Origin of the sequence: Vibrio panuliri, assembly GCF_009938205.1 — a bacterium.
In the GTDB taxonomy this organism is placed as follows: Bacteria; Pseudomonadota; Gammaproteobacteria; order Enterobacterales; family Vibrionaceae; genus Vibrio; species Vibrio panuliri.
This window is the reverse complement of record NZ_AP019654.1, coordinates 2568974-2583538: the sequence shown is the minus strand read 5'-3', so window position 1 is coordinate 2583538 and position 14565 is coordinate 2568974. Positions and strand designations below refer to the sequence as shown.

Genomic DNA, 14565 nt, shown 5'->3' with positions numbered 1-14565 from the left:
TCGCCTTGGCGACCTTTTTGCATTGATTAATCTTGTTGTTTACTGGCTCGTTCGAGCATATCGCTAAAGTAATGACGTAGTGAGTAAAGCATGATTAGGCTCGGGATAACCATCAGAGCCGTCAAGATAAAGAAGGTCGACCAGTCATTGAGATAATCGACCAACTCACCACTAAAGGAAGCCAGTGTTGTACGACCAAAATTACCTAGCGAAGCCAAAAGTGCATATTGGGTCGCTGAGAATGCTTGACCTGTGACGACGGTTAAGAAGGAAACAAAAGCAACGGTCGAGAATGCGGAAGTAAAATTATCTACCACCAAGGTTGCAAGGAATAGGGTCTCATTTGGGCCGACTTTTGCAATCCAAGCAAACATCAAGTTACTTGCTGCCATCGCGGTGCCCCCTATCATTAAGCCTCGTACGATGCCGAATTTCACGTTGACCATACTGCCAATCAAAGTGAAGAGCATGGTTAATCCCCATCCAATGAGTTTTGAGTAGTAGCCAATTTGTTCATTGCTAAACCCAATTTCTTTATAGAAGGTGATCGACATACGCCCGAGAAAAGCCTCGCCAATTTTGAACAAAAAGACAAATAGCAATAGAGTTAACGCAACTCTAAAACCGTTGCGTCTAAAGAAGTCGATAAAGGGTTCAAGTACCGTGACGCTCAACCAGGCGAGAATTGGATTTTTAACCACTTCACCATGTCTTTTTTCTGCTTCTGCCTGTAACTGGTCGCGTTTTGTCTGCGGTTCCCTAACAAGTAAGGTAAACAGTAATAGTATGCCTACAATTGCCGCCATACCGTAGTAGACGCCATTCCAACCGATACTGTCTGCATTGATAAATGCGAGGTAACCAGGAAGAGAATAGCCCGTCCACCAACCAATCACCGCCATTGCCGAGGCTTGTGGCAGTTTGGATGATTCAGATTTAGGAAAGGTATCAATACGGTATGCATCGATTGCGATGTCTTGAGTCGCTGATGCTAAGGCAATACAGAGTGCCAACATTGACGTCAGCATTAAGTTCTGTGCTGGATCGACACCGGCGATAAATAGGGTGCAGACCAAAACAACTGACTGGCAAAGGAATATCCAGCTGCGACGCTGACCTAAAAGACGATTCAGTAATGGCAGCTTGACTCGGTCAACAAGGGGAGCCCAGAGAAAGTTAATCGCATAAACGGCAAATACGCTGCCAAAGTAACCGATAGCGGCACGAGTTAACCCTGCGTCTTTAAGCCAACCTGACATATTTGAGCCAATTAAGACCCAAGGGAAGCCGCTCGAACAGCCGAGCATAAAGACCCACAGTAAGCGTTTATCAAGGTAACTACGAACAGTTTCTACCCATGACAGAGAAGCGTTAGCCATAACGATTCCTTGTTAATATTGCGAAGAAGGGTAAATGAGGAGAGGCTCTTATCAGTAAGAGCCTCTAACATTACTTAAGAATGGTGACACTTTCGATCACAATGTTTTCAACAGGGACATCACGATAGCGGCCAACGGTATGAGTTGGTTGCTGAGCCATTTGCTGAACAACATCAAAACCTTCAACAACTTGTCCAAATACCGCATAACCCGGTGGGCGAGAGTTGTAGTTTAGAAAGTCATTGTCCACCAAGTTGATGAAGAACTGACGTGTGGCTGAGTTAGGATCATTGGTGCGAGCCATAGCAATCGTGCCTGCGTTATTCTTCAGACCATTTGATGCTTCATTCTGAATTGGCGCATAGGTCGCTGCACGATTCATATTTTGGTCAAAGCCACCTCCCTGAGCCATAAACCCAGGGATCACGCGATGAAACTGTGTGCCTACGTAACTGCCGTCTTCGACATACTTAAGAAAGTTGGCCACGGAAACAGGGGCTTGCTCTTGATTTAACTCAATAACAAATGAACCCAAGTTGGTTTCCATCTCGACTTTAGGACCAGCGAATACCAGATTGGAGACTAATGCCGCACACGCAATAGCGTATTTCAACATTAGAAACGCTCCTGCATGTAGCTTTGCAGTTCACGGTCGTTCGCAACTTCACGCAACACAAGGTTCGATACGTCATTCAGTACCAACTGAATTTCATCGTTAGAAGCACTCAACGCGCCAGTGCGCTCTGCGGTACCGGTGTAAGTTTTTACTAGCTTACCTTGTGGTGTTTCTGCTGTGATTTCGAGTACTAATCTTGCATCCATCTCATTCTCCATTACAGAGTGTTTGACCGACACAAGAAGCTCTTGCACTTCAACCACAATCGCATTCTCGCTATTGACTGAACTGCGGAAGCCTTGCGATTGGAACTGCTCTAGTAGAGCATTTTCAAGCGTGATACGAACGTTCTGTTTTGAGTGGATTGGCTCAATGTTCGAGCGACCGCTATCAACCAGTGCTACATATTGTGCAGAACGTACGTCTTTACTGGTTAGCGTGAAACTGCTGCCATTAACGATGTTGCTGTTGCTTAACTCAGCGCGTGGCGTAAAGTTAATTTGCTCTTGCTGAGGCGCTGAACAAGCAGTCAGTAATGCTATTGACGCGGCTAGAACCAGTTTTCTCATTGTCATTTCCTTTTCTAATTTGCTGAAAGGCTCAAGTTTTAGTGGATAATAGATGACTACTTAGTCGCTTGTAAAATCACAAATTTTTTATTTGCAGCAACTAAGTTGACATTCGACTTACCAAACAGGCGCTTTAACTTCACATCGTATCCGAGGTGGCGATTGCCGATAACTAATAATTGCCCACCGTTGCACAGAACATGCTTTGCATCACAGAACATTTGCCAAGCGATATGGTCTGTCACGGCTTGCTGCTGGTGGAAAGGAGGATTACAAACCACCAAATCATACTCGCCTGCGGCAAAACCATCTAGGCAGTTATTGTCAACAAAGCGTAAATCTCGACCTGTGCCAATGTTATCGGCTAAATTTTGTTGCGCGGAGGCCACCGCCATATAACTTTCATCAACACAGGTAATCGCTAGGTTTGGATTTTGTTGGGCAAGCTTTACCGATAAAACACCGTTGCCACAACCAAGATCAATCGCGTTGCGATGTTGGCTGTCCTTCGGTAAATGCTCAAGCATAAAGCGCGCACCTTGATCTAAGCTTTCACCAGAATACACATTCGGTAAGTTTTTTAGCGTGATCTGGTGTTCATCGACCTGCCAAGTTGTAAATGGTTGAACCTCAGTTGGCTGAGGACTGTTGGCAAAACTAAACACTAAACGATGCTTCTTCCATGCGAGTGAAGTGGTGGTAGTACCGAGATGCTTCTCGAATAATTTTAAGGTAGAGCTGTGGATCTCCTTCGCTTTGTTTACTGCGATAACTGGAATATCCGGTGATAATGCTTGGCGAAGTTGGCTCAATTGCCATGTCAAAAAGCGATTGTTGCGCGGGATTTGCATCAATACCAAATCAATCTTTTCTGGCAAAGGAGCATGACTGGTGAGTAACTCAACCGACGAGCCACCGTTTTGCGCTAAATTCTGTTTGATTGCCTGGTGAGCAATGTGTGAGTCACTGATTACTGACACCTTATGTTGATTTGAAAACCAACAGGCGAGCGCACCAAAACTATCATTTAATAGCAAAATATTTTGCTGCTTGGGTAGAGCCATCTCTTCGATATGGTTAATCAGATACTCGTCACCGGCATCCCACGCTTGTAGGGTTTCATTGTTTCGCAGCGGGTAACGGTGAAGGGTCAAGTTGCGACCGAACAGAGTAAGCTCAGATTTCATAAATGGAATGTATGGTGTTTTGATAAGAGTTGAAATTGTCGCAGATGCGGCGCGATGTGAAAACTAAAACCTTTAGATTTCCCTACGAGAAGACTATGATGAACAAAAAATAATAAGTCATGCTGTTAATAGGAAGCGGTGAAGTTATATGCTCGAAGATACGATTAAGTTCAAATTAAACCAACAACTTACGCCTGTTCATCTTGATGTTATCAATGAGAGCTTCATGCATAATGTTGCCCCAGGTTCGGAAAGTCATTTTAAAGTTATCGTCGTGAGTGAACAGTTTGCAGGACTGCGCTTGATTGCAAGACATCGTTTGGTTAATCAAACTCTTGCTGAAGAATTAGCCAATCACATTCACGCGCTCGCGATTCATACTTACACGCCAGATGAATGGAGTGAAAAGCAACAAGCACCACACAGCCCAATGTGCTTGGGAGGCAGTAAGTAGCTCGGTGCGATTTAAGCGCTAAACCAGCTAAGAAGGTGGTTAGCGCATTAACAATATAGAAACAAATTTTTAATTGCGACAAATTAACAAATTTTGTTTCTATATGTTAATTATCAATAGGGAGTAAGTGGTGTGCTCTTTTTTTAGGATGTGCGACAGCTCAAACTTATGACTATTCTTTAACCTTTTAAACTCAATTCCTAACAATTAATCGCAGTATACCCGCCATTGGTCATGGCATCATATTCCCAATTGATGATAGACTATCGCCCCTGATGAAACTCGCTTATTATATGTAGCGAGTATATTAATAGGATGTTGCGATTCTGATGTCTCTAGAACGTCAGAACCGGACACTGATGTCGTGTCTAAATGTTACGCAATTAAAGAATCTTTTTCCCGATAAAGTAGTGCAAGTGCGTATGATTACAATAAAAAAGGGTTTGGACCTTCCTATCGCAGGAACTCCTACCCAGGTGATTAATGATGGTAAAACCATCACGAAAGTCGCCTTGCTTGGCGAAGAGTACGTCGGCATGCGTCCTACTATGCATGTCCGCGTAGGCGACGAAGTAAAGAAAGCTCAAGTTCTTTTTGAAGATAAAAAGAATCCTGGTGTGAAATTTACTTCGCCAATTTGCGGTAAAGTTATCGAAGTTAACCGTGGTGCGAAGCGTGTACTTCAGTCCGTAGTGATTGAAGCTGCAGGTGACGAACAGGTAACTTTTGATAAGTTCGAAGCGACTCAACTAGCGAGCCTAGATCGTGAAACGATCAAAACTCAGCTGATTGAATCTGGTCTTTGGACAGCTTTACGTACTCGTCCGTTCAGCAAGGTTCCAGCCATCGCGTCTTCTACCAAGGCTATTTTTGTGACTGCAATGGATACCAATCCTCTTGCAGCTCAGCCTGAGTTGATCATCAACGAACAAGAAGAAGCGTTTATTGCTGGTCTTGACGTCCTTTCAGCCCTAACGGAAGGCAAGGTTTACGTATGTAAATCTGGCTCAAGCCTACCTCGCTCTTCTCAATCTAATGTAGAAGAACACGTTTTTGACGGTCCTCACCCTGCAGGCCTTGCAGGCACCCACATGCATTTCCTATACCCAGTAAATGCAAGTAATGTGGCGTGGAGTATCAACTATCAAGACGTAATCGCGTTCGGTAAGTTGTTCTTAACAGGTGAGCTATGTGTCGATCGTGTGATCTCTCTAGCGGGTCCTGTGGTTAACAAACCGCGCCTAGTTCGCACTATTGTTGGTGCTAGCTTGGACGAGTTGACTGATAACGAGCTAATGCCGGGTGAAGTGCGAGTGATCTCTGGTTCAGTACTAACAGGTACTCACGCTATAGGGCCACACGCTTACCTAGGTCGTTACCATCAACAAGTTTCTGTATTACGTGAAGGCCGTGAGAAAGAACTGTTTGGCTGGGCTATGCCTGGTAAGAACAAGTTCTCAGTGACTCGCTCTTTCCTTGGTCACCTATTCAAAGGTCAGTTGTTCAATATGACAACGTCGACCAATGGTAGTGACCGTGCAATGGTTCCAATTGGCAGCTACGAGCGCGTAATGCCACTCGATATGGAGCCTACATTGCTACTTCGTGATCTTTGTGCCGGTGACACAGATAGCGCGCAAGCGCTTGGTGCACTTGAACTGGATGAAGAAGATCTAGCTTTGTGTACCTATGTTTGTCCAGGTAAATACGAGTACGGCATGTTACTTCGTGAGTGCCTAGACACCATTGAGAAGGAAGGGTAATTTTCATGGCTCTTAAAAAGTTTCTTGAAGACATCGAGCACCACTTTGAGCCAGGCGGTAAGCATGAAAAATGGTTTGCCCTGTACGAAGCTGTTGCAACAGTTTTCTACACTCCTGGTCTAGTGACACAAAAAAGCTCGCACGTTCGTGATAGCGTTGACTTAAAACGTATCATGATCATGGTTTGGTTCGCGGTATTCCCAGCAATGTTCTGGGGCATGTACAACGCGGGTGGCCAAGCTATTGCGGCACTTAACCACATGTACGCTGCTGATCAACTAGCGGCGGTTGTGGCTGGCAACTGGCACTACTGGCTAACGGAAATGCTTGGCGGCACGATCGCTGATGCGGGCGTTGGCAGTAAAATGCTGTTGGGTGCCACTTACTTCCTACCAATTTACGCCACTGTTTTCCTTGTGGGTGGTTTCTGGGAAGTGCTGTTCTGTATGGTGCGTAAGCATGAAGTTAACGAAGGTTTCTTTGTTACTTCGATCCTATTCGCGCTGATTGTTCCGCCGACACTTCCTCTATGGCAAGCGGCACTGGGTATTACCTTTGGTGTTGTGGTTGCGAAAGAGATCTTTGGTGGTACAGGTCGTAACTTCCTTAACCCAGCGCTTGCTGGTCGTGCTTTCCTATTCTTTGCTTACCCTGCACAGATTTCAGGTGACCTAGTATGGACTGCTGCGGATGGCTTCTCTGGTGCGACAGCACTAAGCCAATGGGCTCAAGGTGGTAACGGTGCACTAATCAACAACATTACTGGTGCTCCAATCACTTGGATGGATGCCTTTATTGGTAATATCCCAGGTTCAATTGGTGAAGTATCAACGCTTGCTCTAATGATTGGTGCAGCGATGATCGTATACATGCGAATTGCATCTTGGCGCATTATTGCGGGTGTGATGATCGGTATGATTGCAACAGCAACGCTGTTTAATGTGATCGGTTCTGATTCAAACGCAATGTTTAGCATGCCTTGGCACTGGCACCTAGTTCTGGGTGGTTTCGCATTCGGTATGTTCTTTATGGCAACCGACCCAGTATCGGCATCATTCACGAACTCAGGTAAGTGGTGGTACGGTGTTTTGATTGGCGCAATGTGTGTACTTATTCGTGTGGTTAACCCAGCATACCCAGAAGGTATGATGCTGGCGATTCTGTTCGCGAACCTATTTGCACCTTTGTTCGACCATGTAGTCATCGAGAAGAACATCAAGCGGAGACTAGCACGCTATGGCAAGTAATAACGATAGCATTAAAAAGACGCTGTTTGTTGTTATCGCATTGAGCCTAGTTTGCTCAATCATCGTATCAACAGCGGCGGTAGCTCTACGTGGCCAGCAAAAAGCAAACGCGGTTCTAGATAAGCAATCTAAAATCGTTGAAGTTGCAGGTGTTGAAGCAAATGGTAAGAAAGTACCTGAGCTATTTGCAGAGTACATCGAGCCTCGTTTAGTAGACTTCAAAACTGGCGATTTCATTGAGAAGACTGAAGATGGTCTAACTGCAGCAAACTACGACCAGCGTAAAGCGGCGAAAGAGCCTGCACACTCAATTAAATTGACGGCTGACCAAGACAAAGCAAAGATCCTTCGTCGTGCGGACGTTGGCATCGTTTACCTAGTTAAACAAGGTGACAAAGTGTCTAAAGTGATCATCCCAGTACACGGTACAGGTCTATGGTCAATGATGTACGCTTTTGTGGCAGTTGAAACTGACGGTAACACGATTGCGGGTATCACTTACTACGAGCAAGGTGAAACTCCTGGGCTTGGTGGTGAAGTTGAAAACCCAACTTGGCGCGCACAGTTCGTTGGCAAAAAACTCTTTGACGACAATCACCAACCAGCAATCAAAATTGTTAAAGGTGGTGCACCAGCAGGTTCTGAGCACGGTGTTGATGGCCTTTCAGGCGCGACACTAACCGGTAACGGTGTTCAGGGTACATTCGACTTCTGGTTAGGCGATATGGGCTTTGGTCCGTTCCTAGCAAAAGTTCGTGACGGAGGTCTGAACTAATGTCTAGCGCACAAAATATCAAAAAGAGCATTATGGCGCCGGTGTTGGATAACAACCCAATCGCGCTGCAAGTTCTTGGTGTATGTTCTGCTCTTGCAGTAACAACCAAACTAGAAACGGCATTTGTTATGACGTTAGCGGTAACCTTCGTTACTGCTTTCTCAAACTTGTTCGTTTCGCTAATCCGTAACCACATTCCTAACAGTGTGCGTATCATCGTGCAAATGGCGATCATCGCATCGTTAGTAATCGTGGTAGACCAAGTATTGAAAGCTTACCTATACGATATCTCTAAACAGCTATCGGTATTCGTAGGTCTAATCATTACTAACTGTATCGTAATGGGCCGTGCTGAAGCGTTCGCGATGAAGTCTGCTCCATTCCCATCATTTATCGATGGTATCGGTAATGGTCTTGGTTACGGTTTCGTTCTAATCACTGTAGGTTTCTTCCGTGAACTGTTTGGCTCAGGCAAACTGTTCGGTTTGGAAGTTCTGCCGCTAGTGAGCAATGGTGGTTGGTATCAGCCAAACGGCTTGATGCTTCTAGCACCATCTGCATTCTTCCTAATCGGCTTTATGATCTGGGTTATCCGTATTCTGAGACCAGAACAAGTAGAAGCGAAGGAGTAAGGGCGTCATGGAACATTACATCAGTCTGTTAGTTAAATCGATTTTCATCGAAAACATGGCACTGTCTTTCTTCTTGGGTATGTGTACTTTCCTTGCCGTATCTAAGAAAGTTAAGACCTCTTTCGGCCTAGGTGTGGCGGTTGTGGTAGTTCTGACTATCGCAGTACCAGTTAACAACCTAGTGTACAACCTTGTACTGAAAGAGAATGCGTTAGTTGAGGGCGTAGACCTTAGCTTCCTAAACTTCATCACCTTTATCGGTGTAATCGCTGCACTTGTACAGATCCTAGAGATGGTTCTAGACCGTTTCTTCCCACCTCTGTACAACGCGCTAGGCATCTTCCTACCGCTGATCACAGTAAACTGTGCCATCTTCGGTGGTGTATCTTTCATGGTACAACGTGACTACAACTTTGCTGAATCTGTTGTTTACGGTTTCGGTTCAGGTGTGGGTTGGATGCTCGCTATCGTAGCTCTTGCAGGTATCCGTGAGAAAATGAAGTACTCTGACGTACCTCCAGGTCTACGTGGTCTAGGCATCACGTTTATTACTGTAGGTCTAATGGCGTTGGGCTTTATGTCTTTCTCTGGTGTTCAACTGTAAGTCGGGTAAACCGCAGCAAATAAGGAATAGTTAATGTCTACTATTATTTTTGGTGTAGTAATGTTTACCCTGATTATACTGGCGCTAGTTTTAGTGATTCTTTTCGCTAAATCTAAGCTAGTACCAACAGGTGACATTACAATTTCTGTGAACGATGACCCTAATCTGGCGATCGTTACACAACCAGGCGGCAAGCTACTGACTGCTCTTGCGGGTGCAGGTGTATTCGTATCTTCTGCTTGTGGTGGCGGTGGCTCATGTGGTCAGTGTCGCGTAAAAGTTAAATCAGGTGGTGGCGACATCCTACCGACCGAGCTTGACCATATTACTAAAGGTGAAGCGCGTGAAGGTGAGCGTCTAGCATGTCAAGTTGCAATGAAAACGGACATGGATATCGAGCTTCCTGAAGAAATCTTCGGCGTGAAGAAGTGGGAATGTACGGTTATCTCTAACGATAACAAAGCAACATTCATCAAAGAGCTTAAGCTACAAATTCCAGATGGCGAATCAGTACCTTTCCGTGCTGGTGGTTACATCCAGATTGAAGCACCGGCTCACCACGTGAAATACGCAGATTATGATATTCCTCAGGAATACCGTGAGGACTGGGAGAAGTTCAACCTATTCCGTTACGAGTCTAAGGTGAACGAAGAAACAATTCGTGCTTACTCAATGGCGAACTACCCAGAAGAACACGGCATTATTATGCTGAACGTTCGTATCGCAACTCCGCCGCCGAACAACCCAGACGTAGCACCTGGCATCATGTCATCGTTTATCTGGTCTCTAAAAGAAGGCGACAAGTGTACTATTTCTGGTCCATTTGGTGAGTTCTTCGCGAAAGATACCGATGCAGAAATGGTGTTTGTAGGTGGTGGTGCAGGTATGGCACCAATGCGTTCACACATCTTCGACCAGCTAAAACGTCTGCACTCTAAGCGTAAGATGTCTTTCTGGTACGGTGCGCGTTCTAAGCGTGAAATGTTCTATGTAGAAGATTTCGACGGCCTAGCTGCAGAAAACGATAACTTCGTGTGGCACTGTGCACTGTCTGATCCACTACCAGAAGATAACTGGGATGGTTACACAGGCTTCATCCACAACGTGCTTTACGAGAACTACCTACGTGATCACGAAGCACCAGAAGATTGTGAATACTACATGTGTGGTCCACCAATGATGAACGCAGCAGTTATCGGCATGCTGAAAGATCTTGGTGTAGAGGATGAGAATATCCTTCTAGATGACTTCGGTGGCTAATTTCTTCTAATTTGACGCCGTGGCGTTGTTAGTAGTGTCAACTTACGCTAATCACATAGTTATCTATGCTCATAGCAATAAGTCGACACTACTGCTTAGCCACAACGACAAATTATTTGAAATAGGTGATTCACCAAAGATGTATAAGATGGCTGACGTTTTTGTCAGCCATAATTTTATGGCTTTAGTGAATATAAGAGAGCTGATGAATAGCAACTGGTATGTTTATGCGTCGCTATTCAGTAACCGTTTTCTTATGTTTTCTTTATTGAGATAGGAGTAAACAAGTGAAAAAGTGGCTTGTTGCATTTGCTTCTCTACTGATTTTAGCGGGCTGTGAAAAGCCAGTTGAACAGGTTCATTTAAGTGGTCCAACTATGGGTACCACTTACAACATTAAATATATTGAGCAAGAGGGTATTCCTAGCCCTCAAGAATTACAGACTGAAATCGACCGATTGCTAGAGCAAGTTAACGATCAGATGTCTACTTACCGAAAAGACTCAGAACTCAGTCGTTTCAACCAACATCAAACGAATGAGCCATTTGAAGTATCGCCTCAAACCGCGACGGTCGTGAAAGAAGCGATGCGCTTGAACGGTCTTACTCTAGGGGCATTGGACGTTACTGTTGGCCCTCTAGTCAATCTTTGGGGCTTTGGTCCAGAAGCGCGCCCAGATGTTGTTCCGACCGATGAAGAGTTAGCTGCGCGTCGTGCTAATATTGGTATTGAGCACCTGACTGTCGATGGTAATAAGCTAAGTAAAGATATCCCTAACTTGTACGTTGACCTTTCTACGATTGCGAAAGGTTGGGGCGTGGATGTTGTGGCGAACTATCTGCAGGCGACGGGTATTCAAAACTACATGGTCGAAGTGGGCGGTGAAATGCGCCTTAAAGGCTTAAACCGTGAGGGGGTTCCTTGGCGTATTGCAATCGAAAAACCAACGGTAGATTCGCGAGGCATTCAGGAAATCATCGAGCCTGGTGATATGGCGGTAGCCACCAGTGGCGACTACCGAAACTACTTTGAAAGCAACGGTGTACGTTACTCGCACATCATCGATCCAAAAACCGGTAAGCCAATTAACCATAAAGTGGTTTCGGTAACGGTACTAGATAAGTCTTCGATGACTGCTGATGGGTTGGCAACCGGCTTGATGGTGTTGGGCGAAGAGCGAGGTATGCAGATCGCCAATGACAACAATATTCCTGTTTTCATGATTGTGAAAACAAAAGATGGCTTTAAAGAGTTGGCCTCAGAGGCCTATAAGCCATATATCAACAAATAATTAGCTAAGTGAGCGTATCAATATGAGTACATTTCTGATCACTTTTGGTGTTTTCATGGCGGTAATTGCTGCTATGGCTGTCGGTTATATCTTCCAAAAGAAGGTAGTGAAAGGTAGTTGTGGTGGCTTAGGTGCGGTAGGCATTGAAAAAGTATGTAACTGCCCAGAGCCTTGTGATGCGCGTAAAAAGCGTGAAGCTCGCGCAGCAGCACGCGCTGAGAAGTTAGCGGCTTGGGAAAAAGATCGCATCGCGTAATGGCACAGTGTTTCGATAAAAACCGGCAAATCTGCCGGTTTTTTTTCGCCTGATTAGCAAGAGATAACCCGGTTTCGTCCACTCTCTTTGGCTAAATAGAGTCTATCATCAGCTTGTTTGATTTGTTCATCAAGGCTTGGCATTGCCACAGCTACCCCAATGCTGATGGTCACCTTGATTTCTCGCTCTTGATGGTAAATGGTGGTCTTTTCGACCCGCTTGCGCAGCTTCTCTAACTGATCGGTAAAATGATCAAATTCTCCGCATGCTTGAATGCAAAATTCTTCACCACCAAAACGAGCAACCAGATCATTTGGGAAATAGAGTTGCAGTATTTTGGCGATAGTTACCAACGCACTGTCTCCGCCATCATGCCCATAGGTATCATTGACTTGCTTAAAGTGATCGATATCAAGCATGGCGATATTGCGCTGCTGGCAGCCATCACATGTTTGATTAAATAGATAACGACGATTCCATAGCCCAGTTAGTGCATCCTGATTGGCCATACGAAATAGCTCATTACTTGCTTCTTTCATATCGAGGATTTGATGTACTCGACAGTAAAATTCTTCAGGGTGGAAAGGTTTATTGAGGAAGTCATTCGCGCCCGCTTTTAAGAACTGAGCAGTCAGCGTTGGGTCTTCAGATGCGGATAAGCCTAAAATAGCGAGTCGGTTCTTGTCCCATGTTTGGCGAACTTCGCGAATCATAGTGACCCCATCTTTTTGGGGCATATCATGATCGGTGATCACAAAGCTGATATCCGGGTCATTTTGTAAAAGTGTTAGTGCTTGCTCACCATTTTCCGCCTCAAGCGTGGTGATGTATTGATGTTCAAGCAGTTGTACTACGTGGTTGCGCACGGTTTGCGAATCGTCAACCACCAAACATTTGTGCTGCTGATTTTTTTCAAGTCTTTGTACTAGAGGAAGTACATAGGCGACCGAGGCTGTGCTGTCTTTAAGCAAGTAATCGACAACCCCTTTAGCTTGCATCTTTTCACGTAACTGAGGGTTAAATCGGGCGGTGATAACAATGACCTTGTGTTGGTAAGCGAGTGCTAACTCAATCGCTTCTCCATCGCTAGCGTCCGGTAAGCAGTAATCGATGATGCAACAGAGAAACGCCTGATGCTGGAGTAAAATCTCATTGGCTTCATTGATGCTTTTCGCGCTGAGTACTTCATAACCAGATTGCGTCAGTAATTGCTCCAGATAGTTACGAAGAGTGAGGCTATCTTCGACCAGCAAAATCTTTCTATTCACGTTGCTTCCATTCATTCTCTCGTTATGCGAGTTATCATAAAGAGTTACAACTGTGTGAGCTATCAGTAACCTGAAAAACTGGTACACAGGTAGCGTGAAACAGTTTAAAAAAGATGACTAATTAACTATACTGTTTTTTTAGACAGTATTTTTTGGTGGCGTAATGTCAGAGCAGATAAAAAAGATCATCCATGTGGATATGGATTGTTTTTTTGCTGCGGTTGAAATGCGTGATTTCCCGGAATATCGTGGTAGACCGCTTGCCGTCGGGGGAAGTGAGAAGCAGCGTGGCGTGATCAGTACGTGTAACTACGAAGCTCGCAAATTTGGTGTGCGTAGTGCTATGCCTACCGCCCGTGCGATTCAGTTGTGTCCAAACTTACAGGTAGTAAGAGGGCGAATGGATGTCTACAAACAGGTATCTCGCCAGATAAGGGCAATCTTTGAACGTTATACCTCCATAATTGAACCTCTTTCTCTCGATGAAGCCTATCTTGATGTAACACATGCCGTTGCTTGTCGTGGTTCTGCAACACTGATTGCTGAAGCGATCCGCCGTGATATTTTTAACGAATTGAATCTGACGGCGTCCGCAGGTGTCGCTCCAATTAAGTTTCTTGCCAAAGTGGCCTCGGATATTAACAAGCCCAATGGTCAGTTTGTGATCCCTCCAGATCAAGTACAACAGGTGGTGGACAAACTGCCACTGGAAAAGATCCCAGGGGTTGGAAAAGTTAGCTTAGAAAAGCTCCATCAAGCTGGCTTCTACTTGTGTGAGGATATAAAACACGCGGACTACCGTGAGCTTTTGCGCAAGTTTGGCCGCCAAGGTGAGTCATTGTGGAAACGTAGCCATGGTATTGATGAACGGGACGTTGTGGTCGAAAGAGAGCGAAAATCTGTCGGGGTAGAGCGTACCTTTAGTCAAAATATCAGCAGTTATGAAGAGTGCTGGCAAGTGATTGAAGAAAAGTTGTTTCCAGAGCTCGAAGTACGCTTAGCGAAAGCGAGCCCTGATAAAGCGATCATCAAGCAAGGAATAAAAGTGAAGTTTGCTGATTTTCAGTTAACCACCATTGAACATATTTATCCTCAGTTGGAGTTGGATGATTTTCGCCAGTTATTGCGAGACGTCCTTAAACGTCAAAATGGTCGTGAAATTCGCCTATTGGGACTTAATGTGATGCTTAAGCCAGAACTACAGAGCGCACAGTTAAGCTTCTTTTAATGTTCCGTGCTATTCTCTGCGCTTTGTTCAGTCAT

Annotated in this window: 15 protein-coding genes; 10 read left to right on the top strand and 5 right to left on the bottom strand. The window is 45.0% G+C overall.

Annotated elements, in window-relative coordinates; genetic code table 11:
- Window positions 1-26: 26 nt before the first annotated feature.
- From GZK95_RS11775 to GZK95_RS11760, 4 genes are all read right to left on the bottom strand, one after another.
- Window positions 27-1379, bottom strand: a complete 1353-nt coding sequence (locus GZK95_RS11775) for an AmpG family muropeptide MFS transporter (RefSeq protein WP_075716265.1) — start codon at window positions 1377-1379, stop codon at window positions 27-29.
- Between the two features lie 70 nt (window positions 1380-1449).
- Complete coding sequence (locus tag GZK95_RS11770; RefSeq protein ID WP_075716264.1) at window positions 1450-1995, bottom strand: peptidylprolyl isomerase; 546 nt, start codon at window positions 1993-1995, stop codon at window positions 1450-1452.
- A complete protein-coding gene (locus GZK95_RS11765) occupies window positions 1995-2564 on the bottom strand; it encodes a YajG family lipoprotein (RefSeq protein ID WP_075706815.1) in 570 nt (189 codons plus the stop codon). The genes GZK95_RS11770 and GZK95_RS11765 overlap by 1 nt, the downstream gene beginning before the upstream one ends.
- 56 nt (window positions 2565-2620) lie before the next feature.
- Window positions 2621-3751, bottom strand: coding sequence for a methyltransferase (locus GZK95_RS11760; protein WP_075716263.1), 1131 nt, complete (start codon window positions 3749-3751; stop codon window positions 2621-2623).
- Window positions 3752-3899: 148 nt separating this feature from the next.
- Between GZK95_RS11760 and GZK95_RS11755 the strand changes: the two genes are divergently transcribed.
- The 9 genes from GZK95_RS11755 (at window position 3900) to nqrM (ending at window position 12034) form a co-directional block, all read left to right on the top strand.
- Window positions 3900-4205: a BolA family protein gene (locus GZK95_RS11755; RefSeq protein ID WP_075716262.1), complete on the top strand. Its 306-nt coding sequence runs from the start codon at window positions 3900-3902 to the stop codon at window positions 4203-4205.
- A 422-nt stretch (window positions 4206-4627) separates the two neighbouring features.
- A complete protein-coding gene (locus GZK95_RS11750; protein WP_075716408.1) occupies window positions 4628-5968 on the top strand; it encodes a Na(+)-translocating NADH-quinone reductase subunit A in 1341 nt (446 codons plus the stop codon).
- Window positions 5969-5973: 5 nt separating this feature from the next.
- Entirely contained in the window at window positions 5974-7215 is a 1242-nt protein-coding gene (locus tag GZK95_RS11745; RefSeq protein ID WP_075706824.1) for an NADH:ubiquinone reductase (Na(+)-transporting) subunit B, read from the top strand.
- Window positions 7205-7990 (top strand): Na(+)-translocating NADH-quinone reductase subunit C, encoded by a 786-nt coding sequence (locus tag GZK95_RS11740; protein WP_075706826.1) that lies wholly within the window; start codon window positions 7205-7207, stop codon window positions 7988-7990. The genes GZK95_RS11745 and GZK95_RS11740 overlap by 11 nt, the downstream gene beginning before the upstream one ends.
- Entirely contained in the window at window positions 7990-8622 is a 633-nt protein-coding gene (locus GZK95_RS11735; protein ID WP_075706828.1) for an NADH:ubiquinone reductase (Na(+)-transporting) subunit D, read from the top strand. The genes GZK95_RS11740 and GZK95_RS11735 overlap by 1 nt, the downstream gene beginning before the upstream one ends.
- 7 nt (window positions 8623-8629) lie before the next feature.
- The gene (gene nqrE / locus GZK95_RS11730; RefSeq protein ID WP_005436652.1) at window positions 8630-9226 is read left to right on the top strand and encodes an NADH:ubiquinone reductase (Na(+)-transporting) subunit E; all 597 of its coding nucleotides are present in this window, start codon (window positions 8630-8632) and stop codon (window positions 9224-9226) included.
- 33 nt (window positions 9227-9259) lie between these two features.
- Window positions 9260-10486 (top strand): NADH:ubiquinone reductase (Na(+)-transporting) subunit F, encoded by a 1227-nt coding sequence (nqrF, locus tag GZK95_RS11725; protein WP_075706830.1) that lies wholly within the window; start codon window positions 9260-9262, stop codon window positions 10484-10486.
- Between the two features lie 287 nt (window positions 10487-10773).
- A complete protein-coding gene (locus GZK95_RS11720) occupies window positions 10774-11778 on the top strand; it encodes an FAD:protein FMN transferase (RefSeq protein ID WP_075716409.1) in 1005 nt (334 codons plus the stop codon).
- A 22-nt stretch (window positions 11779-11800) separates the two neighbouring features.
- Window positions 11801-12034 (top strand): (Na+)-NQR maturation NqrM, encoded by a 234-nt coding sequence (gene nqrM, locus GZK95_RS11715; RefSeq protein ID WP_005592795.1) that lies wholly within the window; start codon window positions 11801-11803, stop codon window positions 12032-12034.
- 53 nt (window positions 12035-12087) lie between these two features.
- Here nqrM and GZK95_RS11710 read toward each other — a convergent pair whose 3' ends face one another.
- Window positions 12088-13302, bottom strand: a complete 1215-nt coding sequence (locus GZK95_RS11710) for a response regulator (RefSeq protein ID WP_075716410.1) — start codon at window positions 13300-13302, stop codon at window positions 12088-12090.
- Between the two features lie 163 nt (window positions 13303-13465).
- Between GZK95_RS11710 and dinB the strand changes: the two genes are divergently transcribed.
- A complete protein-coding gene (gene dinB, locus GZK95_RS11705; protein WP_075706836.1) occupies window positions 13466-14530 on the top strand; it encodes a DNA polymerase IV in 1065 nt (354 codons plus the stop codon).
- Window positions 14531-14565 lie beyond the last annotated feature (35 nt).

Coding starts and splice junctions, on each gene's coding strand:
- GZK95_RS11775 (WP_075716265.1), bottom strand. CDS start 1,379: ATGGCTAACGCTTCTCTGTCATGGGTAGAAACTGTTCGTAGTTACCTT.
- GZK95_RS11770 (WP_075716264.1), bottom strand. CDS start 1,995: ATGTTGAAATACGCTATTGCGTGTGCGGCATTAGTCTCCAATCTGGTA.
- GZK95_RS11765 (WP_075706815.1), bottom strand. CDS start 2,564: ATGAGAAAACTGGTTCTAGCCGCGTCAATAGCATTACTGACTGCTTGT.
- GZK95_RS11760 (WP_075716263.1), bottom strand. CDS start 3,751: ATGAAATCTGAGCTTACTCTGTTCGGTCGCAACTTGACCCTTCACCGT.
- GZK95_RS11755 (WP_075716262.1), top strand. CDS start 3,900: ATGCTCGAAGATACGATTAAGTTCAAATTAAACCAACAACTTACGCCT.
- GZK95_RS11750 (WP_075716408.1), top strand. CDS start 4,628: ATGATTACAATAAAAAAGGGTTTGGACCTTCCTATCGCAGGAACTCCT.
- GZK95_RS11745 (WP_075706824.1), top strand. CDS start 5,974: ATGGCTCTTAAAAAGTTTCTTGAAGACATCGAGCACCACTTTGAGCCA.
- GZK95_RS11740 (WP_075706826.1), top strand. CDS start 7,205: ATGGCAAGTAATAACGATAGCATTAAAAAGACGCTGTTTGTTGTTATC.
- GZK95_RS11735 (WP_075706828.1), top strand. CDS start 7,990: ATGTCTAGCGCACAAAATATCAAAAAGAGCATTATGGCGCCGGTGTTG.
- nqrE (WP_005436652.1), top strand. CDS start 8,630: ATGGAACATTACATCAGTCTGTTAGTTAAATCGATTTTCATCGAAAAC.
- nqrF (WP_075706830.1), top strand. CDS start 9,260: ATGTCTACTATTATTTTTGGTGTAGTAATGTTTACCCTGATTATACTG.
- nqrM (WP_005592795.1), top strand. CDS start 11,801: ATGAGTACATTTCTGATCACTTTTGGTGTTTTCATGGCGGTAATTGCT.
- dinB (WP_075706836.1), top strand. CDS start 13,466: ATGTCAGAGCAGATAAAAAAGATCATCCATGTGGATATGGATTGTTTT.